Origin of the sequence: Klebsiella sp. K5-204, assembly GCF_030128585.1 — a bacterium.
Taxonomy (GTDB): Bacteria; Pseudomonadota; Gammaproteobacteria; order Enterobacterales; family Enterobacteriaceae; genus Klebsiella; species Klebsiella quasipneumoniae.
The window spans coordinates 1-22,631 of sequence record NZ_JAKUZS010000001.1 but is presented as its reverse complement, the minus strand read 5'-3'; the positions used below and the strand labels follow the sequence as shown (position 1 = coordinate 22,631).

Genomic DNA, 22,631 nt, shown 5'->3' with positions numbered 1-22,631 from the left:
GCTGACACCTGTCAACGCGACTCAGTTCTGTTTGGCGTGTACTTTTTTAGCGGGTGATGCCCCAGATATCCCTGGCGTAGCCGCGAATAGTTCTGTCGCTGGAAAACTCCCCCATCCGGCAAATGTTGAGCAAGGCCCGGCGGTGCCAGCGATCCGGTTGTTCAAAATCAGCCATCGCCTGCTGTTGCACCTGACAATAACTGTCGAAATCCAGCAGATGGCAGTAATGATCGGCCCCCGTCAGCATCTGATGCAGCGGCGCAAACCGTTCGCGATCGGCGGTAAACTGCCCGGACACCAGGCTATCGACCACTCGCGCGATAGCAGGATTCTGATGATAGAACGCATGGTGATGCCCGAGGCGTCGGCTCTCTTCAATCTCTTCCGCCACCGCGCCAAACAGATAAAAATTATCGATCCCCACTGCCTCGCGGATTTCGATATTCGCCCCATCATAGGTGCCGATAGTTAACGCGCCGTTCATGGCAAACTTCATATTGCTGGTGCCGGACGCCTCGGTTCCGGCGGTGGAAATTTGCTCAGAGAGATCCGTGGCGGGAATAATTTTTTCCGCCAGCGAGACTTTATAATCTTCGAGGAAAACCACTTTAAGCTGCCCGGCGACCTGCGGGTCACTGTTAATTTTTCGGGCAACGGTATTAATCAACTGAATAATCAGCTTAGCCATCCGGTAGCCCGGCGCCGCTTTACCCGCAAACAAATGGACCTTAGGCGCCATTGTTCTCCCTGCCTCTTTGATCTCCAGGTACAGCGCGATCACGTGAAGAATATTGAGTAACTGTCGTTTGTATTCGTGAATACGTTTGACCTGACAGTCAAACATGGCCAGCGGATCCAGCGGGATGCCGTAGCGTTGCGCCACCAGCTGGCTGAGCGCGGTTTTGTTGGCAAATTTTATGGCCCGGATATTGTCAATAACGGCCGGATCGTCCACCAGGTTTTCCAGACGGGAGAGCTGGGGTAAATCGGTTGGCCACCCCTCCCCCAATTGTTGGTGCAAAAACTCTGCCAGCCCAGGGTTAGCCTGCTGCACCCAACGACGCGGTGTGACGCCGTTGGTCTGATTAATGAATTTCTCCGGGGTGATAAAATAGAAATCAGGCACCAGCTGTTTTTTGACCAATTCTGAGTGCAGCCACGCCACCCCATTCACGCGATGGCTACCGACAATGGCCAGATTAGCCATGCGGATTTGCTTATCATGATGTTCGTCAATTAAAGACAGCGAAGATAACAGATGATTTTTATCCGGCCAGCGCCGGGCCACCGCTTCGAGAAAACGGTGGTTAATCTCAAATATAATCTGCAAATGACGCGGCAGAAGTTTCTCAAACAACGACACCGGCCAGGTCTCCAGCGCTTCCGGCATCAGCGTATGATTGGTGTAGGCGCAGGTATTTTGCGTTATCTCCCACGCCTGCTCCCAGGGCAGTCGGTATTCGTCCACGAGGATCCGCATCAGCTCCACCACCGCCAATGCCGGATGGGTGTCATTAAGCTGAATAGCCACATGCTGCGCCAGCAAAGTAATGTCGTCATTAACCTCAGCGTAGTCACGAAATATATCCCGCAGCGTACAGGCCACCAGAAAATATTCTTGGGTCAGCCGCAGCTCTTTTCCGGTCAGCACCTCATCGGAAGGATAGAGTATTTTTGAAATATTCTCCGAGGCGATTTTTTCACTCACCGCCTTGATATAATCGCCGCGATTAAAAATATGGATATTAAAGGAGTCAGAGGCTACCGCGCTGTAGAGACGCAGCTTGTTGGTGGTCGTATCCCGGTAGCCGGAAACAAAATAGTCATGGGGAATACCAACGATAGTTTTCCAGCCGAGCCACATCGGGTTGTAATTACCATCAATATCTTCGCTGTGCTCGATATACCCCCCCAGCGGGATCAGAATGTGCTGGGCGTGATGCTCCACCAGCCATGGGGAATGCATGGAGTGCCAGTCATCAGGATGTTCGATCTGCTGATCGTTTTGAAAGGACTGGCGAAAAAGGCCATATTCGTATTTGATGCCATGCCCGGACGCTGCAATGTCAAGGGTGGCCATCGAGTCGATAAAGCAAGCGGCTAAGCGCCCTAACCCGCCGTTACCCAGCGCGGCGTCAGGCTCCTCGTCAAGGAGGCGTTCAAGATCAAACCCCAGGTCATTGACCACCTGGCGCATCTCCGACAGTAAATTCATATTCACCAGGTTATTACGCAGCGACTGGCCGAGTAAAAACTCCATCGACAGGTAGTAAACTCGCTTTTTTCGCGCTCCGCGCTGCCGCGCCTGGCTCGACAGAAAATGGTCCTGCTGAAAATGACGAATGGCCAGCGCCACCGCGTTAAAAATATCGCCTTGCGTGGCTTTATTTAAGCTGACACACAGCGTGTATTTTAATTGCTCTTCAACCAACGCCCGTAATTCTTTGATATCTTGCGGATTAATGACAGGCATGCTGACCTCACTGGTCTCTTTTCTGCGTAAAACCGTGGCAGGTAAATCATCATTTTTCCAAGTATAGACGAAGTTTTTTTGCGGAAAGTTTTTTATTCCTGAGCATCAATTCGCTTATATCGTGCTTCGGAACAATTAACATTCCTCTTTTAAACGGATTGGTGGTTTTATTTTTGCCAGCTGATTACGCTGCGGCGCTGACAGAGTCAACGAGATTTCGCATGGCGGGTTTGCGAAGTCGAAGGTCAGGATGAAGCGCGGTTGGGATGGTCAAAGGGAAAAGCAAAAAGGGGTTACCTTTCGGTAACCCCTTCTTTTATATGGCGGAAGCGCAGAGATTCGAACTCTGGAACCCTTTCGGGTCGCCGGTTTTCAAGACCGGTGCCTTCAACCGCTCGGCCACACTTCCGGTGTGAGGCGCACTATAAACACCTCGGCGGATGCTGTAAAGCACCATTTTGTTCAACTGCCTTAAAAACAAACAAATCTGTGTTATTCGTCTGAATTTCAGGCAGTTCGCACAGAAAATCAGCGCCCATCGCCGCTCGTGGACGGCAGTTTCTTTATGTACATATCTTTGGTGTAGTAGTACCCCAGCTTGTCCGGCGTGAAGCCGCCCACCCAGGGCTTCACTAAATGGGTACGCACATAGTGATAGACCGGAATGGCGGGAACATCCTGCGCCAGCAGATCTTCCGCCTGCTGATAGTATTTTCCGCGGGTCGCCACGTCGGTGGCTTTCGCCGCGTTGTGCAGCGCCTCATCGTAAGCCGGGTTGCTGTACTGACTGGTGTTCTCGCTATCCCCGGTGCGGAAGGTATTGAGGAAGGAGGCGGCATCGTCGTAGTCGGCAATCCACGCGTAGCGGACGGCGTCAAAATTATGCGTATGCATCGTATCCAGCATCGTCTTCCACTCCTGGTTCTGCAGCTTCACCTCGACGCCGAGGTTTTTCTTCCACATAGAGCTGGCGGCGATGGCGATGCGCTGATGTGACTCGTAGGTGTTATATAGCAGGGTAAAGACCAGTGGGTGCCGCTCATCGTACCCTGCCTGCGCCAGCAGTTTTTTCGCCTCGGCAATCCGCTTCTCGCGCGGCCAGCTGGCATAGTCCGGGTTGTGTAGCGTCACGCCGCCAATATCCGGCTGACTGATCACCCAGGCCGGGCGCTGGCCCTGGCCGAGAACTTTTCCGGCAATGATATCTTTATCAAGCGCCATATTCAGCGCCCGACGCACGCGCGCGTCGTTAAACGGCGGCCGGGTGGTATTGAACTCGTAGTAATAGGTCGCCAGCTGTGGCGAAACGTCCAGCTGGTCGCCCATGGTTTTCTGCAACTGCGCAAACTGATTGATCGGCACCGTGTAAACAATATCGATCTCCCCCGCTTTGTAGCGATTAACATCGGCGGCCTCGGAAGAGACTGGCAGGTAAGAGACTTTATTGATAACCGTGTGCGCATTGTCCCAGTACTTCACATTACGTTCAGCCACCAGCCGTTCATTCACCACCCATTGGGTCAGCTTATAGGGCCCGCTGGTGACGATATGCTCTGGCCGGGTCCATTTATCGGCAAAACGCTCCACCAGCACTTTGTCGATCGGCACCAGCGCGGGGTGCGCCAGCATCGCCAGGAAGGCAGCATTCGGCTGAGTCAGGGTGACCTGCAGCGTGGTGTCGTTTAGGGCTTTCACCCCCAGCGTCTCGGGGCCCTTTTGCCCCAGGGCAATCTCTCGGGCGTTGGTGATTTGCATATTGCCGGGGTAGCTTGCATAGGGGGAGGCGGTGGCCGGCGAGACCAGCCGTTGCCAGCTCCAGACAATATCCTGCGCCGTGATGGCCGTGCCGTCGGACCAGGTCAGGCCGGGACGTAAATGGAAGGTCCACAGCTGGTTGTCCTTGTTTTCCCAGCGTTCCGCCAGCCGGGGCTCGACCGCCCCCGCAGGCGATACGCTGACCAGACCTTCGAAGAGATCGCTAATAATATTATTTTCAACGTCGCTCTCGACTTTGTGCGGATCGAGCGAGGCTGGCTCACTGCCGTTATTTCTGACCAGCTCCTGCTTTTCCGCCAGCTGGGTGCCCGGCGACACCTGCGCCGCCTGCGCCCCGCCGATCATGGCTATCATACTGACTGCCAGCAGCGTTCGCGTGATGTGATTGTTTTGATGTAATGTCATTTCCCTTTGCCTTTAACGTACGGAGTTATTCCCCCTTCCACACTTAGTCGCAGAATTTCAATAAAGCAATATTTTTCAGTAACCTATAAGATTTCGATCGGCTCACCGAAGCGAAACGCGAAAACATATCGCTTTTTCCAATCCATGTAGAATTTTATGCTAGTCAAAAGCGGCAAAAGCTAAGTAAAGATGGGTAAAAGCATTAGGGCTTCACGCTTGTTTTTCTTATTCTTTATACCTAATTACATCTGTCATAAGAGAGTGACTCATGGATCGCATAATTACATCATCGCGTGACCGTTCCTCGCTGCTCAGCACGCACAAGGTTCTGCGTAACACCTACTTCCTGCTCAGCCTGACGCTGGCGTTTTCCGCCATCACCGCTACCGCCAGCACGGTGCTGATGCTTCCTTCCCCGGGGCTGATTTTAACCCTCGTGGGGATGTACGGTCTGATGTTCCTGACCTATAAAACGGCGAATAAGCCCACCGGGATTATTTCCGCCTTCGCCTTCACCGGGTTCCTCGGCTATATCCTTGGACCGATGCTGAACGCGTACCTTTCTGCCGGCATGGGCGATTTGATCGGCCTGGCGCTGGGCGGTACGGCGCTGGTCTTCTTCTGCTGCTCGGCCTACGTGCTGACGACGCGCAAAGATATGTCTTTCCTCGGCGGGATGCTGATGGCCGGCGTGGTAGTGGTGCTGATTGGTATGGTCGCTAACCTGTTCCTGCAGCTGCCGGCGCTGCACCTGGCGATTAGCGCGGTGTTCATCCTGATCTCTTCGGGCGCCATCCTGTTCGAGACCAGCAACATCATCCGCGGTGGTGAAACCAACTACATTCGCGCCACGGTCAGCCTGTATGTCTCGCTGTACAACATCTTTGTCAGCCTGCTGAGCATCCTGGGCTTCGCCAGCCGGGACTAACCGTTCCCTTGCTAACAAAGGCCTCGCTTATGCGGGGCCTTTTTTTTTGCTACACTGCGGCCAGTTTCAGGCGGTATGTGAAAAATTATGTTTATTTTTGAAGGCAACGAAATTGAGACGGATAGCGAAGGCTATCTGAAAGATACCACCCAGTGGAGCGAGGCGATGGCCGACGTCATCGCCGCGCAGGAAGGGATAACGCTCGCCGTTGAGCACTGGGAAGTGGTACGCTTTGTGCGCGAGTTTTACCTTGAATTCAACACCTCGCCAGCGATCCGCATGCTGGTAAAGGCGATGGCCAACAAGTTTGGCGAAGAGAAAGGCAACAGCCGCTATCTCTATCGCCTGTTTCCGAAAGGCCCCGCCAAACAAGCGACCAAAATCGCCGGTCTGCCGAAGCCGGTGAAGTGCATCTAATAGAGGATCGCGAACTTGTCCCAGCTGCGGGTGGGTTGATGGGGTTCAGTTAACACTCGGTCAACCCGCGCGCTGCGCGGCCCACCGGCTTTCAGCCAGGCGATGAGTTTCTCCACCTGCTCCGCCTCGCCGCAGGCAAGCACTTCCACCCCGCCGTCGTCCAGATTACGGGCATAGCCGGTCAATCCCAGCTGCAGCGCTTCCCGCTGTGTCGAATAACGAAACCCTACGCCCTGAACTGAACCGTAAACCCATGCCATCGTGCAGATACTGGCCATCATCGTCTCCTTTTCGCTCACCCTTTACGCTGAGGATAGCAAATTCATTCAGCGTACGTGCTTTGGCAGTAAACCATAGTGCTGACGGAAGCGCGCGGTAAAGCGCGATCCCGACTGATATCCGCTGTTCTGCGCAATTTCCCCGATGGGCCGCGAAGTGGTCTGCAGCTGCCCCAGGGCATGGGCCATCCGCACCTCCTCGACAATCTGGCGAAAACTCTGCGATTCCTGCTGCAGCCGACGGCGCAGCGTGGACTCGCCGAGAAAGAGCATTTTCGCCACCCGCGACACGCTCCACGCTTGCGCTGGCGACAGCATGACCAGTTGTCGAACCTGCGCCGACAGATCCTGCTGCCGCTCGACGAGCAGCGGGCCGGCATAACCCGCCTCGTGCAAGGCCAGCAGCAGGCCCATGGTCTGATGCTGCTGCAGAGAGGGGGACAAGCCTTCCCGCACCGCCTGCAGAACGCTTTGCCACATAAACGCCAGCTCAGTCGTCACCGGGGCGCAGAGCGAGGTCAGACGCCCGGGCGGTGGTTCACTGACATAGCGGGTCTTGAACGCCGTCAACAGCTCGGGCGTCAGCGACAGCAGATCGGAGCAAAAGAGGCCATTCTCCGGCTGGTTAATCACCTCCAGCTCAACGTCTGCCGGCAAAACAATCAGCTGTTGCGGGGTCGCCAGCACCCGGCTCTCCCCTTGCACAATCACCTTGCTGCCGCGCTTTACCCGACAGAGCGCCGGGGCGAACAGACGCACCCGATGCAGCCTGCATAGCCGTCGGGTGGTGATCTCCGCGGCGGTCAGGGCGTTATGCTGAAAATGAATACTCTCCATCCGACCACCCTTTTATTTTAGCGCCCGGCCGTCGCCGTCAACTGGGCGCTGGCGAGAGCATGGCTGTGTAACAGATACCCGACCAGCGCCCCGCTGGCATCGGCATTCACCGGCAGCGTGGGGATATCCAGCGCCCACACCGTAAAACGGTAGCGATGCGGTTTATCTCCCGCCGGCGGGCAGGCGCCGCCGAAGCCGGCATAGCCAAAATCGTTGCGGCCCTGTACCGCTCCGCCCGGCAGTGTAGCGCTGTTTTTATCTCCCGCGCCAGCGGGCAGAGAAGAGACGCTGCTGGCAATATTGACTAACGTCCAGTGCCACCAGCCGCTGCCGGTAGGCGCATCAGGATCCCGGACGGTGACCGCGAAGCTGCGCGTGCCTGCCGGGGCGTTTTTCCATGTCAGCTGTGGAGAGACATTGCCTCCTGTGCAGCCGAAACCGGTAAACCAGTGCTTCTGGGCCAGCGGCTGCCCGTCACGCATATCATTGCTGCTCACGCTAAACGGCGCGGCCATCGCGCCACTGCTCACTGCCGCAACCATCGCCACAACTATCCGCATACCTGTTTTCATCGTCTTCTCCTCCTGGGGGTGAGAAGACAGAGTATGAAACGCCGCGCAAAGTGAATGTGCTGAAGCGCCTGCATTTTGTGCCGAAACGCTCAACCGCGCCTGGCGGGGGAAAGATGCTTGTATGCGCCAGGTGTGCTAATCTACGCGCCATTTTTCGGTGCCGACATTCCCGTTGCTTAAAGGTAGCTCCATGACAGATTCCCTATTCCCCCGCTTAGTGTTAGCCAAAGGACGCGAGAAATCCCTGCTGCGTCGCCATCCGTGGATTTTCTCCGGCGGCGTCGCCCGCATGGAAGGTAAAGCCCGCAGCGGTGAAACCATCGATATCGTCGACCATCAGGGAAAATGGCTGGCCCGCGGCGCTTATTCGCCGTCGTCGCAGATCCGCGCCCGCGTGTGGACCTTCGATCGCAACGAAGCCATTGATAACGCCTTCTTTGAACGCCGCCTGCAGCAGGCGCAAACCTGGCGTGCCTGGCTGGCCGAGCGCGATGGCCTCGACAGCTACCGTCTGATCGCCGGCGAGTCCGATGGGCTGCCGGGCGTGACAATCGACCGCTTTGGCAACTTTTTCGTACTGCAGCTCCTCAGCGCAGGCGCCGAATACCAGCGCGCCGCCATCATCAGCGCCCTGCAGAGCCTGTTCCCGGACTGCGCCATTTACGATCGCAGCGATGTCGCGGTGCGTAAAAAAGAGGGGCTGGAGCTGGCCCAGGGGCCGGTAGTGGGCGAACTGCCGCCAGCGCTGCTGCCGATCGCTGAGCATGGCATGAAGCTGTTGGTCGATATCCAGGGCGGGCACAAAACCGGCTATTACCTCGACCAGCGCGACAGTCGCCTGGCGACCCGTCGCTACGTGGCGGACAAACGGGTGCTGAACTGCTTCTCTTATACCGGCGGCTTTGCGGTGTCGGCGCTGATGGGCGGCTGCCGCCAGGTCACCAGCGTGGATACCTCGCAGGAAGCGCTCGACGTTGCGCGCCAGAACGTGGAGCTCAACGGACTGGATCTGTCCAAAGCGGAGTTTGTTCGCGACGACGTGTTCAAACTGCTGCGTAAATACCGCGATCAAGGGGAGAAATTCGACGTCATCGTGATGGATCCGCCGAAATTCGTAGAAAATAAAAGCCAGTTGATGGGCGCCTGCCGTGGCTATAAAGACATCAATATGCTGGCGATCCAGCTGCTGAACCCCGGCGGCGTGCTGCTGACCTTCTCCTGCTCCGGCCTGATGACCACCGATTTATTTCAGAAAATCATCGCGGATTCCGCAATTGATGCCGGACGTGATGTACAATTTATAGAACAGTTCCGTCAGGCTGCCGACCATCCGGTGATCGCAACCTATCCGGAAGGGCTGTATCTGAAGGGGTTTGCCTGTCGCGTCATGTAACTTGAAAAACGAAACATGAGCCTCATATAGGGAGTATTCATGTTTCCCAGGAGGTGCCTATGATAGCCAGCAAATTCGGTATCGGCCAACAGGTCCGTCATACGCTCTTGGGCTACCTGGGCGTCATCGTCGATGTCGATCCCGAGTACTCGCTCGCGGAACCGGAAGAAGATGAAATTGCCGCCAATGACGAACTGCGCGCGGCCCCCTGGTACCATGTAGTGATGGAAGATGATGATGGCCAACCCATCCACACCTATCTGGCAGAAGCGCAGCTGAGCAGCGAACCCCGCGACGAACATCCGGAGCAGCCGTCCCTCGACGAGCTGGCCAAAACAATTCGTCAGCAGTTGCAGGCGCCCAGGTTGCGTAACTAGCCTACCCGCGCCGCCCTCAGGGCGGCGTTTTGCTTTATAGCCTATTTTTTCGCCCCAACCACGGCGGCCAGCGTCTGACAAATCGTCTCATTAAACTCGGGGCTGCGCTGCTGCGCTTCCGACCAGCGGGTATTCGCCAGGTTTAACTGCCGCGACTGTACCGCGCTCCCCTGCGCCAGCTGATTAAAAAACGGCGTAAGCATCGCCCCCCCTTTCACTTGCTGTGCTATCAAGACCGGCGAACCATCGCTGTAACGGAAACGCTGTGCTGCTGCGGGGATAGTGATATTAGAAAAGTGCGCTTGCGCAAAGCTTGCCCAGTAATTCGCGGCGTTATAACCGCGTGTAAAATTACTTTCGCAATCAGGAAGCGGAAAGCGCGGCCGGGTATTTTTCTCCGGGGCTTTAAAGCTGTTCTCCATCCACCGCGCCATGCCCTCCAGATACCATGTTTGTTTAAAGACGGCATAGCCATACTGATAAAGATGGAAAAATTCATGAGCAGGGGTAATGTTACGCGCCGGTTCCAGCGCGGCATTCAATACAAACTTTAAACCGCAAGGCAGCTGCCTGCCGTCATTCATGGTTTCTGCCGCCACGCGATCGAAAGCCAGACCATTCCCCTTCGGCAGTTGCAATACATAGACATTGATTTGTCTGGCCTGAGCATAAATCTTTTGCTGTAACGGAAAGCGAAGGCCAAGCACATGGGAATAAAGATATTTGGCGGCCTGCAGCTGCACAGCAATATCTTTAATACTATCAGGGACGCCACTGCCTGAACTGTCGTACTGATATTTGAGCGCGTCGCGCCCTTGCAGGCTATAAAAAATATGGAAATCATCTTCAACATATTCTTTTTCGAGGCGATGTTTAAGCAATATCGAACCTTTGACGCAGCGAGATTCCTGCACCATTTCATTAGCCACTGCGGAAGGCAAACAAAAGGCCCCAAAAAGATATATGGCGCAGCATGCCGCTCCTGTTCTGCTATATCGCAAGGTACCGCCTCTCCGGATGTAGTCCGCCCCAGCGAATTCATTTTACCAGGGCGGAAACGTTCTCACACGACACGTTGTTTGAGTGAAACCACGTTGACCGGCTTCTCCTCCTGCCCCTTCATTCGCTGCTCATTTTGCTGTAACCAGTTCTCCCAGCGTTCGGCTATCGCGCTGGCGTAATAACGGCGTGCATTGCGGATGGCGGCGGCCTGCATCTCTTTCTGTAACGCCTTATCGGAGATAACCTGAACTAATGCCGCGGCCAGCGCCTCTTCGTCGCCGTAAGGTACGAGGATCCCGGCCTGACGATCCTGCAGAATATCGCGCGGCCCATATTTTATAGCAAAGCTAATTAACGGCGTGCCATAGACCATTGCCTCGACCGCCGACAGGGATTGCCCCTCCTGATTTGAGCAGAGTACCGTACAGCAAGCGCGGCGATGGACAGCAGCAATATCCGAGGTAAATCCATTGATTTTTATGACCTCTTCTAATCCCCACGCCTTAACCTGCTCGCTGAGTTTACGGCGAAGCGGACCGACGCCATAAGTGTGTAGCCGCGCATCAGGGCATTGCGCCACTACGTTACGGAACGCGTTAAAAAGCATCAGATGCTGTTTTTCTTCAGAGTAACGCGCCAGATAGATGACTGTTTCCGAGGGTTCCTTTTGCGGGTCAGCCGGAATTTTGCTGTCATCCATATGATTGGGAATGACCACCAGGCGATCGCCGGGGATCCCCTCCTGCTGTAAATCCTGCCATTGTTCGTCGGTAAGTACGATTAACCGATCCACCCGTTGCGGTTGTTCCAGTAAATGACGGTATGAAGCTTTTATCCCGCCGTTTAGCAACTGATGATGAGAGTGGATGACTGCGCTAACCGTGCAGTTCATCCGCTGTGCCGGTTGCGAGCAGACGAATGCTTTCCAGGCTTTGTTTTTATCGACGATAAAATGCCAGCTGCCCGCTGCGGGCAGCATCATTTCCAGCATCCAGGAAAAAAACGCCTCCTGTTGGCTGAAGGATTTTATTTCTCCACCGGGTAGCGCGAGATCCATGCGGGCTATCTGCAGGTTCGCTTTCTTCACGTCAAAATATTTACGCAGCAAAACGTTTCCCGCGCTATCGACGTAATCCTCCACCAGTTGCCCCTGCGGGCGTAATTGATAGTTATTTTTACCGACCGTCGCCTCTGCTTTTGGCGCTACAGCCTGACGAAGTTCGATCTCCCCTTTAAGCGCTGGTAGGGGAATGATTTTCCCGCTCTTCAGACACGACACCAAAGCATGGTACAGATTGTAAACCGGGACCGCTTCCGGCAGCGCTCCCCGCGCCTTCAATGCTTTTACCGTCTCATTGAGTTCGGGATCCCACATCGCGGTAATAAGCCAGGGAACAGTCTGTAAATGTTCTACAAACAGCCTTGCTCGCCGAGAAGCCGCTACCTCAATACCATTACCCACGTCGCGCAGATTCTCTAACAAAAAAATAGTCGTTCCCCGAGGTGCGGGCGCCGCCGCGATTGGCGATTGCTGACGTGTGTTGGCAGCCTGATAATACTTTTGATAAGCAATATAACCAGACAGATAGTGCTCTACATCATCAATCCGCACGCGGTAGCTATGGTGTCGAATGAAGAAGCTGTTGACGATACGAGCAGGATTTTTAAAAAACATCGCCAGTTCCGGCCAGAAGAAACCATCCAACAGGTAACGCGCCCGCGACTCCAGCGCCTGATAAAACTTCTCTTTATCAAAGTTGTCGAGCAAATGGCGCTGTTCGGACGAGGCATCCAGACGCGCAATCATTTCCGCCGCCGCCATCATTAATTCCAGTAACGTCGGATAGGTTGTTACGCGTTGCAGCACGAAATCCAGATGATCGCGCACGTTATCCAGCCCGAAACGGAAATAACGCTCTTCCGGGCGGTAACGCGTCAATTCGTTAACACAGTAGCTCAACCAGTGATCGTGATGCTGCCAGTGTTTTTGTCGAATGAAGTATTCAAATGCTTTCTCCACCATGGACAGCCACTGCGGCGCCTGCGTCAAACGATACAAACGCATTAAGGCAAATGCCGCCTCGCCGTCGTAATAGATTATGCGATGTTTGGCTTTCAATGAGAGATCGTTGCTGTTAAGAACATGAACAAACTCACCGCTTTGCGCATCCTGCATAAAGGCAATGCCGGTGGCCAGTTGCGACAACAAGTCCAGATATTGTCGGTCACCCGTCGTTTCGGTATATTTTACCAGCGCCAGAATACTGACCGCATTCCCGCCAAGCTTAATTTCATTTTCGACATCGCAAAGAAACGCGGCCTGTCGCCCATCGGCAAGCGTACGAACGGCAATAAGATTGTTGACCAGGTAACCAATCGCCCGATCGATTGCCTGACGCAGGTGCGGCTGCCTGGTGGCTTCCCATCCTTCAATCAACGAATAGGTTGAGCTGGCATGGCGCAGAGCATTATAGGAACGTACCGGACGGTCAAAGCAGGGAAACCAACCGTAATAATAGAGCCCATCTTTTTTAACCTGGCGAGCCAGATAGTCGCTCCCCTTTTTAATCACCTCGGGCAGATAGTTTTTTTGCCATTCATCGTCGATAACGCGGTAGCCGGAACTGCGGCCGCTATGTTCAATGAGTTTGGCACCGCTACGATCGCAAAACACCGATCGCGTTTTAAAACGCCATAATATCTGCTGAGGCTCGCTCGGCCAGTTCAAACTACATTTAAACCGCCGTTGACCATAATTTTCCAGATTGATGTCATTTGGCGCCACTACGCCATTGTCGCCATCATAAAGTAACGCATTCGCCGCAATTTCCTGTTCAAGGATCGCTTGCGTAAATTGGGTATCAAAAGAGATCCCGAAGCGGAAGTAATTGCGTTTAGTGATATTGAGTTTCTTTTGCAGATTTTCCCAGGTGAGTTTTTCTACGCTATCGACAATGTCAATTCGTAACCATTGCGGTTCATTATCCTGCTTTTTACGCCACTCCTGCAGCGCTCTGGCGCCGGTTAACCAGGCTTGATCAAAACTGGCGGCGGTCGATACCTGGACATGCGCGCGCTGCTTTCCGTCACTGACGCTAAAAAAGATGACCCATCCAGGATAATCGGCAGGCAATGCGGTCGTTTTTAATGGCTTGCACTGAAAGCAAGCCTGTTGTAATAAATCGCTTAATGCCATCTCAAATCTCCATACGTTGAAAATTTCACCAAACATACAGCCAGCTAGTGGGTGTTACCTTTCTCTCAGTGCTTCTTTCGCCCTGTTAAATGGTTTCACCAGATAATCCATTACGGTCTTTTCACCGGTTTTAATATCAACCGTGGCGATCATTCCCGGGCCAATTAAAAAACGCTTGCCGCGTTTATTTTCCAGATAGTTATGATCGGTTCGGATAAATACCCGATAGTAGTAGACGTCAGGTTTTGCCTCATCCTGGATCGTGTCCGGAGAGATAGTTTCGACAACACCATTGAGGGCGCCATAGATGGCATAATCATAGGCGGTAATTTTCACCAGTGCCTTCTGATCGGGATGAATAAATGCAATATCCCGCGGCGAAATACGCGCTTCGATCAATAACCGACCATCGATGGGTACAATATCCATCAGCTCACCGTTTGGCGCGATAACGCCGCCGATGGTATTCACTTTGATATTTTTGACGATCCCCTGCACCGGCGAGCGCACGGTCAGCCGAGCCACTGAATCTGCCCGGCCTTTAATCACTTCGGCAAGGCTGGCGACATCCGCGTTAGCTTTCGACAACTGCTCGCGGGCATCAACATAGTAGCGAGTGTTAAGGTCAATTTTCTTTAATTCAATATCGGCGGCCTGCTGACGCAAACGGAGTACTTCGACGTTACTGGCCGCACCGGTCTTAGCCAGCTTTTCATTTATCGCCAGCTCGCTATTTACCAGAGACAACGACTGCTCCAGTTGCCGCATAGACTTCGTTAATTGCTCCCTGCGGCTGTGATAGAGGCGAGTTTCTTCCGCCAGCAGCCCCGGCCAGGCCTTCAGCGATGGCGGAAAAATCAGCGGTTGGTTATTAACCTCTGCGGTCAGGCGAATGCTCGCGGCTAATGACGCGCGATATTTAGCCTGACTCTCGCCAACATTGGATTCACTGCGGGTGGGATCCAATCGTGCGACCACCTGACCTGCGGCGACCCGGCTGCCTTCGCGAACGTGCAACTCAGTTAAGATCCCGCCGTCCAGCGTTTGCAACACCTGCTCGCGCGAGCTGGGGATCACTTTTCCGGTTCCGGTGGATACTTCATCGAGCGTCGCGAACCACGCCCATACGCCTGTGACAACCAACAGCAGTGCCAGTAAAGCGATCAGGCGTCGCGAATTAACCAGTTCAGCCTCATCACGCTCGTTATCAGCCATCGCGGCAACCGGATCCGGTTCCTGTACTCGCGGGAAAATTGCAGTACTGGGTTTATTCATATGTTCACCACCTGAGCGCGCGCTTTTTCCTGCTCAAATACGGTCGCCTTCGGTTTATCCAGCGCTAACTGACCATCCTGAATAACCAGAATACGATCAACGATATTGAGCACTGCTGCTTTATGAGTGGCGATGATTAACGTGCGCTCTCCTGCCCAGCGCGCCAGTTGCTCGACGAACGCTTTTTCTGTTCGTTCATCAAAAAATGAGGTGGGTTCATCCAGCAAAATAATATTAGGGTCGCGAATGAGCGAGCGCGCCAGCAACAGGGACTGCCGCTGTCCGCCGGAGAGCCCGAGCCCCCCTTCCATCACCACATGTTCAAGACCCATAGGCAGTCTGTTGACGAACTCCAGCGCACCACACAGTTCAAGCACTTTCACCAGTTCATCATCGCTCGCCATTGGCCGCCCCAGCGTCAGATTCTCCCTTAATGTTCCATGAAACAGCCGCGCCTCCTGAGTCAGTAGCGTGGCGTTACGGCGAATGTCTGCAAGATCGATCTGTGGCAGCGAAAGATCGTCAAGCCGAAGTTCGCCTGACGCCAGCTCGACATTGCCCATCATCGCCTGCAATAGCGTCGATTTTCCGGCGCCTATGCGCCCAAGAACGGCTATTTTTTCTCCGGCTTTAATAGAAAGTTGTTTAATTCGCAGCGGTGCGGGACCATTGTCTTTGCCGTAACGAAACTCGGCGTTACGGAATTCATAATTGCCGTGCAGAACCGCTCGGTGGACCCGCGGTTCATCCAGCCCGCCCTCGACCGGCAGCGCCATTAAATTATCCAGGCTTGCTTTCGCGACTTTCACCTGCTGCCAGCGAGCCAGTACGCCGCAGAGGGCCGTCATCGGAGCAACCATTCGGCTGGACAGCATCGATGCCGCCACCATGGCGCCAGTCGTGATGTCGCCATTAATAACCAGTGGCGCCCCTACCGCTACGACGGTGGCATACAACAGGTTCTGAATCGACATGCCCCAGCTCACCAGGCCATGAGTGACTTTGCGGGTTTTCACTCCCGATTCGGCAGTAATTGCCACATAACTGTTCCATTGCTGCAGGAAACGGCTTTCTGCCTGCATCATTTTGATATCCGGCAACCCCTGAATGCTTTCCACTAAAATGGCGTTGCGTAGCATGCTTTCATGCTGATTTTTGTTCGCCAGCTCGGCCAGTTTTTTCTGCAGTACCAATCCCGGTAATAGCATCAGAATAGTCGCAACAGGCGCAATCCAGCTCAGCCATGGCGAGACGATAAATAACACAAGCTGGAAAAGCAGGAAAAAAGGCAAATCGGCAATGACCGTCATCATGGTCGAGGTCATCATTTCCCGTACCTGTTCAAGCTCGCGAATTTGGGAAATAAAGCTGCCTGTCGAGCGTGGAACCGCCGTATTTTTCAGCCGCAATGCGTGACCAAACACGCGATCGGAGATACGGATATCTCCACGTTTGCCTAACAGATCCGTGACGTGTCCACGGGTAATTTTCAGCATGAAGTTGAACAGGGCGGCAATTAATACACCGCTGAACAAGACATATAAAGTGGGATAAGATTGAGCAGGGATCACCCGGTCATATACCTGCATAGAAAACAGGATGCCGGCTAATGCCAAAATATTAATCGCCAGCGATGCCAGCATGACATGCATATAGGGACGCCAATCTTTTAAAACGATTTTACGCAGCCAGTCTGGCTGAAAGCGAGAGAGATAGCTTTCAGTTCTAATATCTTTCTCCGGCGAGGCCGGACGAAAAGCCACGGTGAATTCAATCTCATCTAATAAGGCGTCAAGCGGGCAGTGGCTTAGTAAAGTCAGCTCTTTGACAAAACGGACCCCGACGGAATTATGCAGATCGAAGCTTTCAATAATGCCAATCTGACCATCTTTGAGCTGTACCACAAGCGGCAGACGCCAGGCCGACATTTTCCGGTCATTGCCATTCAGAAACTGGCAATGCAATCCGGCATGGCGGCAGAGATGTTTAAGCGCATCAGGCAGCGTTTTTTGCGTCGCCCACTCCGCCGCGGCATGGAGCGTACCCGGCGAGTAACTTTGCCGATAATGGCTGGCGACAAAAGCCATAGCGTTAGCCCAATCCTGCAAATGGGGAATATCGCTGCGCTGGTGTTGTTCGCTCATGGTCGAATCTCCACACCCTGAATTCTTTGGTTATCCAGAGCAAAAACGGCGCGCATTTTCCCCGTACTGAACAGACAGTCCAGTTCCAGATTTCGCAGTTGCGCTTCAGTTAATACCTGATTGAATTGCGCCTGATAAATTTCCTGATCGACATTGAGCAGGTCGAGTAACGGACGCGTGCCAAGCTGTAAATATTGATCCTGATACAGAGCGCGAGTTTGTTCGCCAAGTAATTGCTGGCGGCGCTGGATGGCGATAGATTGTTTCAGATTTACCGCCTCGTCGCGGGAGGCGCTTAACTTCTGGCTGGCATCGAGTTGCGCGTTTCTGATCCCGGCATTAGCCGCAGATAACGTTTGCTGCGCCGCTTCGCGGGAAGCGGTGAGTGCCCCGCCCTGATAGATCGGCATTTCAACTTTTACCCATGCCGAATACTGAGTTTTATTTAAAACCGCGCTGTTGGCGTAATTATCATTGAGGTAATGCGTTACCTGAGGTTCCAGCGAGATAGTTGGCAACATTTGCGCGGTGGCATTATCTAACTGCGCTTGCGCCTGCGTAGCCTGCGCCAAAGCCGCGAGCACCGCTGGTACGGTTCGGTAATCGATTTTACTTACGCCACAGGCAGCATCCATCGCCTGCGGTACGCTTTCGGTTACGGAGGAAATACTCCCGAGACCAAGATAAGTCGCCAGCGTTGCCTTCCAGCGCTCCAGCGCCGCCTGATATTGAATAAGCGTTGCCTGCGCGCCCTCTACGCGGGTATCCGTCTGCACCACATCTGAAAGCGATGTTGCGCCGGCGTCGTTGCGCTGGCGAATAAGATCGCCAATATGTTTTAACGAATCCACCTGGGCCTGAGCTATTTTCACCAGCTTTTGATAACCCTGCATCTGTACCACTGCACCCGCGGTATCATGAGCCACTTGATCGATATTAAGCATGACCATCGCCTGCTGTTGGGCAACAGCGGCATCCGCCGCTCTGACCGAGCTGGAGACTTTGCCAAAGTCGTACAGCATTTGCGAAACAGAAACCACTAATGAAGGGGAATATCCTGAATCAGAGTAGGTATTACTATAACCATTATTCATACCCGCATTGACCTGCGGATAATATTTGGCTTTCGCTACATCAACTTTTTGCACCTGCTCCTGGAGCTTACTCACCTGTTGAGTGATAGCTGGATGCCAGTTGACTGCTGATTTAACCGCCGTGGCAATATCCACTGGACCGGCCAGATGACTTTCAGGATTGATAAGATCTTCGTTATATCCGGCAATCTGCTGACTATCGTTTAATCTCTGGGTACTGATAGTGGTGGGCGGAAAGGAAAGCTCCTCTGCCTCAACCGCTAATACCATGCTTATTGACAGGAAAATAGTGCTGCACCTGTAAACGTTGACCATCCCTTTTTTTTGAAATAGACGCATAAAATTACCTTTCAGAAAGCACACTGAAAATATGGATATACTCTTTCCGCATCATTCCTTTTATTTAACAATAGCCCGTCGTTCTCGGGTTTGTTTTTTCTTTCTCCTTTTTTGGCAAAAGCCATAACGGCAGCACATCCCTGTGCCACCATTCCCATCGACATATTTAGTTCGAATTGTTGGTATCAATCAGCTCATCGAGCGAATTGATATGGACCCCCTGTAGCGTAATCAACGTCGCAGGTTGATGAGTGGTTCCACCGTTACCATCGCGATCAATAGACACCACGGTATTTCCGCCAACATAACTCAGAGTAATATAGTCACCCAGCGTATCGCTGGAACCATTCCAGCCGACCAGCAGCGCCGAAATATCGATATGGTCTCCCTGCGCGACTGAGAAATCGCTCCAGGTATCGCTACCATTGCCTCCTGTGTCGTCATCCGCCAGCAGGTTGTAAACCAGCGTATCGGCCCCCACTCCCATGCTGAAGGTATCATCGTAAGCGGTACTGTGAACGCTATCGTCATTGACGCTGCCGGCGATCTGCGGATGCAGATCGATGGTCAGGTTCGCCGTCGAACTACCGCCATCACTACTGATAAGGGTATAGGTAAACGTCTCCTTAGCCGTTATGGCGTCGGTATTGACACCATTGTTCAACTGATAGGTGTAACCTCCTTCCCCATTAATGGTCAGGATCCCATATTCACCATACAGCACCGCATTTCCATTAGAGGCGCTGGTCCCCGTATCGTTAGTTACTGTGCCATCCGAATGGAAGGTCCAGTTGGTCACGACGCCCAGATTATTTTCGCCACTTATCGTAAAGCCGCTATGCAGCGAACCAAGCGTATCCGGTGTGCCATTCGCATCGGAACCGTCGAGAATATTGCCTGCCACGGATTGCGCGACCGTCAGATGCGCATCGGTATGGATCTCGGTTCCTGTCACGCTCGCTGACAGGCTGTAGGTCATCGCCGGGCCAGCCTGCATTGTATGACTAATACTCAGCGTATAATCACCTGCCGCCAGTTGTACCGGGTTGCTGCCGTTGACCAGGTTTAGCGTCGCGGTAGCCGAATCCGCCCCCGGGCTCAAGAGGGTACCGTTGAGGGCCATCTCCAGAGGCCCCGTCCACACCGTGACATCTGTCGTGACTCCGCCAACGGTCACATGATGGATTAACGTGACCGTTCCGGAAAGATCGCCATTCAGTAGTGAAAGGCCACTGGTTCGGTTACCACTCAGGTTGAGAGTGATAGACGCCCCATCCACCTCCCGGCCTTCCGCGATGGTAAAGTTCTGGCTTGTTACTTTCACCGCCGAGGTCGCGCCAGTCGGTACCGCAGCGTTCGTCACCGCAAGATTACTGACGCTTTGCGTCCAGGTGGCCGCTTGCATTGCCGTCGGCGCCGACAGGGAAACGATATCATCTATCGCCACCGCCGGTGTCGATTCAATATTCATCGTCAACGTAGTCGATGAAGTCTGACCCAACGCATCTTCTATCGTATAGGTGAAGACATCGCTTTGACCGGCGCCCGTTGTACCATTGGCATGATAGCTATAACTACCGTCCGCCTTGATGAACAGCGTTCCCCAGGAGCCATTTATAGTGACGCCCTCAGGGGTGACGGTTTCTATCTGCGAACCAAACTGGACGCTGCTTACGGTAATTCCGTTTCCGGTATCGCCGACATCACCATCGCTATCAGTATGCAGAACATTACCCGTCACATATTTGGCCGAATCAGTCACCTCCATACTAATACTGGTGCCCAAATTGAGATTCAGAATCGAGCCGATCACCCCTCCTGTGGTGGGTGACGAAATAACGACCATATAGTTACCGGCGCCAATTCGTTCGAACTCACCTCCCCCCGCATACTCAAGGCTTAATCCAAGGAGACCAGTCGGCGTTGCTGTAATTCCATCCTTAATGACCCCGACAATCTGGTTCGTATCGGTATTGACCAGAATAAGATCCAGGGTGACAGCGCCAAGCGCAATGCTAAGGGCGGTAGACCCCGAAACGCCTAACGTCACATCCTGTTCAGTTCCTTCTGCCACGGTAAACTTAAAGCCATTAGTCGGAAGCGCGACATTCACGGTATTCAGTAACGACAGGCCCGCCACCTGAACGACATTGCCCCCTTGAATATCAAGATTATCCTCGACATTGCCGACGTAATAAGCCTGCGTATCAGGGTTGGCCTGGGCGGTTTCGATCTCCTGACCAATATTAATGGTCAGGGTCGTGGTGGATTGCAGTCCATTACCATCCGTAATGGTGTAGGTAAATACATCTGCATTACCTGCTGACCCCGCCTTACCTGATGCCTGATAGCTATAGCTGCCGTCAGCGTTAATAGTCAGGACACCGTAAGCACCGGTTACCGATATTGTGCCGCCATCCACGGAGACAGTCTCGCCTGCGGCAGTGGTGGCCGTTACCGACGTTACCGTAAGATCGGTACCGCTATCGGCCATATCGCCGTTGTCGGATCCCTCCAGTACGTTGCCTGTAACGGTACTTCCGCTATAACCGAGCGAGTCTGTTACCATTGCCTCAACGAAGGTGGCAACGCCTGCCCCTGCCAGCGTGTTGATCAGGCTCACCAGCACCCCATCAGAATTGGGTGAGGATATCGCCAGCGCATAGTTACCAGCGGGCAGATTCTCAAAGGAAGCGGTGCCGCTATAGACCAACCCACCAAGCAAGGTTGCGCTAATACTCACGCTCCCCGGGTCGATAGCAACAACGCGTCCCGTAGCGATATCAATCACCGACAGATCGGCTGTCAGCGTATTTCCCGCCCCCAGCAGATTGACTATCGACGTTAACAGTCCTGCTGTTGAAAGCAGAGAAACGCCACTGACATCAACCGTCATATCTTCTGTTGTGTTGCTATCCACGTTGAAGCGGAAACTACTGCCAGACAACAGCGACACATTAATCGTGCTCAACAGCGAGACACCAACCAGTTGCGAGAGATTGCCTTCAGTGCCATTAAGGTTGCCGTACTGCTGAATAATCTCAGAACTATTAGTATCAGGTATTGCCTCAACGGAATCCGAGTCGCTGTCGGAGTCGCTGTCAGAGTCCGAATCGCTGTCAGAATCCGAGTCACTGTCAGAGTCCGAGTCACTGTCAGAGTCTGAATCACTGTCGGAGTCAGAATCCGAATCCGAATCCGAGTCACTGTCTGAATCCGAATCGCTGTCAGAGTCCGAGTCGCTGTCAGAATCAGAGTCACTGTCCGAGTCCGCATCGCTGTCTGAATCGGAGTCGCTGTCTGAATCGGAGTCGCTGTCTGAGTCCGAGTCACTGTCGGAATCAGAGTCGCTGTCGGAGTCAGAGTCACTGTCTGAATCGGAGTCGCTGTCCGAGTCGGAGTCGCTGTCAGAGTCCGAGTCGCTGTCAGAGTCCGAGTCGCTGTCAGAGTCAGAATCGCTGTCTGAATCGGAGTCGCTGTCGGAGTCGGAGTCACTGTCGGAATCCGAGTCGCTGTCCGAATCCGAGTCGCTGTCCGAATCCGAGTCGCTGTCGGAATCCGAGTCACTGTCCGAGTCCGAATCGCTGTCGGAATCGGAGTCACTGTCGGAGTCGGAGTCACTGTCCGCATCAGCATCTGACTCACCGGTATCGCTTCCTGCCACAATATTAATTGTCAGCGTGGCCGTCGCCATATCACCATTCTCATCCACTATCGTGTAGGTAAAGACATCAGCCTGGCCAACAGCGTCCGCATCGCCAGTCGCCTTATAGGTATAGCTGCCGTCCGCATGGATCGTCAGCTGGCCGTAAAGACCGTTGATCACAACGCCTTCAGACGTCACATCAAGCGGCGTGGTCTGCACGCTGGAGGCGATTTTGCTTACCGTAATGCCATCCCCGGTGTCTGCGACATCACCGCCTGCATCTGCAGTCAGCACGTTGCCGGCAATTACCGTCGAGGTGTACTGCGTAGAGTCTGTGATCGTCGCCTGCGCCACCGACAGCAGATTGGCTGAAGCCAGTTCATCAACCACTGCGGCCAGCGCGCCGGAAGCCTGTGGTGAAGAAACCACCACCGCGTAGTTCCCTGCCGGCAGGTCGCTGAAGGTCGCGCTGCCGGAGT

General features: G+C 53.7%; 15 protein-coding genes and 1 tRNA gene. 4 read left to right on the top strand and 12 right to left on the bottom strand.

Going from position 1 to position 22,631, the window contains the following annotated elements:
• Nucleotides 1-46: 46 nt before the first annotated feature.
• From MKR05_RS00080 to MKR05_RS00070, 3 genes are all read right to left on the bottom strand, one after another.
• The gene (locus MKR05_RS00080) at nucleotides 47-2,473 is read right to left on the bottom strand and encodes a glycogen/starch/alpha-glucan phosphorylase (RefSeq protein WP_238875017.1); all 2,427 of its coding nucleotides are present in this window, start codon (nucleotides 2,471-2,473) and stop codon (nucleotides 47-49) included.
• Between the two features lie 321 nt (nucleotides 2,474-2,794).
• Nucleotides 2,795-2,882, bottom strand: a tRNA-Ser gene (locus tag MKR05_RS00075).
• A 119-nt stretch (nucleotides 2,883-3,001) separates the two neighbouring features.
• Entirely contained in the window at nucleotides 3,002-4,654 is a 1,653-nt protein-coding gene (locus MKR05_RS00070) for an ABC transporter substrate-binding protein (RefSeq protein ID WP_238875019.1), read from the bottom strand.
• Nucleotides 4,655-4,922: 268 nt separating this feature from the next.
• On the opposite strand from MKR05_RS00070, the gene yccA reads away from it, so the two are divergent.
• Together yccA and tusE are read left to right on the top strand one after the other, a co-directional pair.
• Nucleotides 4,923-5,582, top strand: coding sequence for an FtsH protease modulator YccA (gene yccA / locus MKR05_RS00065; RefSeq protein ID WP_002898458.1), 660 nt, complete (start codon nucleotides 4,923-4,925; stop codon nucleotides 5,580-5,582).
• A gap of 87 nt (nucleotides 5,583-5,669) precedes the next feature.
• The gene (gene tusE, locus MKR05_RS00060) at nucleotides 5,670-5,999 is read left to right on the top strand and encodes a sulfurtransferase TusE (RefSeq protein ID WP_004201447.1); all 330 of its coding nucleotides are present in this window, start codon (nucleotides 5,670-5,672) and stop codon (nucleotides 5,997-5,999) included.
• Here the strand turns inward: tusE and yccX are convergent.
• The 3 genes from yccX to MKR05_RS00045 are packed head-to-tail and all read right to left on the bottom strand — an operon-like array spanning nucleotide 5,996 to nucleotide 7,686.
• Nucleotides 5,996-6,277 carry an acylphosphatase gene (gene yccX, locus MKR05_RS00055; RefSeq protein ID WP_004201446.1) on the bottom strand — a complete coding sequence of 94 codons (282 nt, stop codon included), beginning with the start codon at nucleotides 6,275-6,277 and terminating at the stop codon, nucleotides 5,996-5,998. The genes tusE and yccX overlap by 4 nt on opposite strands.
• A gap of 48 nt (nucleotides 6,278-6,325) precedes the next feature.
• Nucleotides 6,326-7,114, bottom strand: a complete 789-nt coding sequence (locus tag MKR05_RS00050; RefSeq protein ID WP_023289061.1) for an AraC family transcriptional regulator — start codon at nucleotides 7,112-7,114, stop codon at nucleotides 6,326-6,328.
• Nucleotides 7,115-7,131: 17 nt separating this feature from the next.
• Nucleotides 7,132-7,686, bottom strand: coding sequence for a YbhB/YbcL family Raf kinase inhibitor-like protein (locus tag MKR05_RS00045; protein ID WP_023289060.1), 555 nt, complete (start codon nucleotides 7,684-7,686; stop codon nucleotides 7,132-7,134).
• 190 nt (nucleotides 7,687-7,876) lie between these two features.
• Between MKR05_RS00045 and rlmI the strand changes: the two genes are divergently transcribed.
• The gene (gene rlmI / locus MKR05_RS00040) at nucleotides 7,877-9,079 is read left to right on the top strand and encodes a 23S rRNA (cytosine(1962)-C(5))-methyltransferase RlmI (RefSeq protein WP_023289059.1); all 1,203 of its coding nucleotides are present in this window, start codon (nucleotides 7,877-7,879) and stop codon (nucleotides 9,077-9,079) included.
• A 59-nt stretch (nucleotides 9,080-9,138) separates the two neighbouring features.
• Entirely contained in the window at nucleotides 9,139-9,456 is a 318-nt protein-coding gene (hspQ, locus tag MKR05_RS00035) for a heat shock protein HspQ (RefSeq protein ID WP_023289058.1), read from the top strand.
• A 41-nt stretch (nucleotides 9,457-9,497) separates the two neighbouring features.
• On the opposite strand, the gene MKR05_RS00030 is transcribed toward hspQ, so the two are convergent.
• The 6 genes from MKR05_RS00030 to MKR05_RS00005 all read right to left on the bottom strand — a co-directional run bounded on the left by MKR05_RS00030 (nucleotide 9,498) and on the right by MKR05_RS00005 (nucleotide 22,584).
• Complete coding sequence (locus MKR05_RS00030) at nucleotides 9,498-10,373, bottom strand: peptidase (protein ID WP_105491106.1); 876 nt, start codon at nucleotides 10,371-10,373, stop codon at nucleotides 9,498-9,500.
• A gap of 146 nt (nucleotides 10,374-10,519) precedes the next feature.
• A complete protein-coding gene (locus tag MKR05_RS00025; RefSeq protein WP_284118007.1) occupies nucleotides 10,520-13,654 on the bottom strand; it encodes a glycosyltransferase in 3,135 nt (1,044 codons plus the stop codon).
• Between the two features lie 54 nt (nucleotides 13,655-13,708).
• Nucleotides 13,709-14,929 (bottom strand): HlyD family type I secretion periplasmic adaptor subunit, encoded by a 1,221-nt coding sequence (locus MKR05_RS00020; protein ID WP_064154780.1) that lies wholly within the window; start codon nucleotides 14,927-14,929, stop codon nucleotides 13,709-13,711.
• Complete coding sequence (locus MKR05_RS00015) at nucleotides 14,926-17,073, bottom strand: type I secretion system permease/ATPase (protein WP_112201717.1); 2,148 nt, start codon at nucleotides 17,071-17,073, stop codon at nucleotides 14,926-14,928. The genes MKR05_RS00020 and MKR05_RS00015 overlap by 4 nt, the downstream gene beginning before the upstream one ends.
• Entirely contained in the window at nucleotides 17,070-18,506 is a 1,437-nt protein-coding gene (locus MKR05_RS00010; protein WP_238875023.1) for a TolC family outer membrane protein, read from the bottom strand. Before MKR05_RS00010 ends, MKR05_RS00015 begins: the two co-directional genes overlap by 4 nt.
• Before the next feature lie 166 nt (nucleotides 18,507-18,672).
• Nucleotides 18,673-22,584 carry a beta strand repeat-containing protein gene (locus tag MKR05_RS00005; protein WP_409254997.1) on the bottom strand — a complete coding sequence of 1,304 codons (3,912 nt, stop codon included), beginning with the start codon at nucleotides 22,582-22,584 and terminating at the stop codon, nucleotides 18,673-18,675.
• Between the last annotated feature and the right edge of the window lie 47 nt (nucleotides 22,585-22,631).

Bases quoted from the DNA above. Each gene is read 5' to 3' on its own strand.
- MKR05_RS00080 (WP_238875017.1), bottom strand. From the start codon at position 2,473: ATGCCTGTCATTAATCCGCAAGATATCAAAGAATTACGGGCGTTGGTT.
- MKR05_RS00070 (WP_238875019.1), bottom strand. From the start codon at position 4,654: ATGACATTACATCAAAACAATCACATCACGCGAACGCTGCTGGCAGTC.
- yccA (WP_002898458.1), top strand. From the start codon at position 4,923: ATGGATCGCATAATTACATCATCGCGTGACCGTTCCTCGCTGCTCAGC.
- tusE (WP_004201447.1), top strand. From the start codon at position 5,670: ATGTTTATTTTTGAAGGCAACGAAATTGAGACGGATAGCGAAGGCTAT.
- yccX (WP_004201446.1), bottom strand. From the start codon at position 6,277: ATGGCCAGTATCTGCACGATGGCATGGGTTTACGGTTCAGTTCAGGGC.
- MKR05_RS00050 (WP_023289061.1), bottom strand. From the start codon at position 7,114: ATGGAGAGTATTCATTTTCAGCATAACGCCCTGACCGCCGCGGAGATC.
- MKR05_RS00045 (WP_023289060.1), bottom strand. From the start codon at position 7,686: ATGAAAACAGGTATGCGGATAGTTGTGGCGATGGTTGCGGCAGTGAGC.
- rlmI (WP_023289059.1), top strand. From the start codon at position 7,877: ATGACAGATTCCCTATTCCCCCGCTTAGTGTTAGCCAAAGGACGCGAG.
- hspQ (WP_023289058.1), top strand. From the start codon at position 9,139: ATGATAGCCAGCAAATTCGGTATCGGCCAACAGGTCCGTCATACGCTC.
- MKR05_RS00030 (WP_105491106.1), bottom strand. From the start codon at position 10,373: ATGGTGCAGGAATCTCGCTGCGTCAAAGGTTCGATATTGCTTAAACAT.
- MKR05_RS00025 (WP_284118007.1), bottom strand. From the start codon at position 13,654: ATGGCATTAAGCGATTTATTACAACAGGCTTGCTTTCAGTGCAAGCCA.
- MKR05_RS00020 (WP_064154780.1), bottom strand. From the start codon at position 14,929: ATGAATAAACCCAGTACTGCAATTTTCCCGCGAGTACAGGAACCGGAT.
- MKR05_RS00015 (WP_112201717.1), bottom strand. From the start codon at position 17,073: ATGAGCGAACAACACCAGCGCAGCGATATTCCCCATTTGCAGGATTGG.
- MKR05_RS00010 (WP_238875023.1), bottom strand. From the start codon at position 18,506: ATGCGTCTATTTCAAAAAAAAGGGATGGTCAACGTTTACAGGTGCAGC.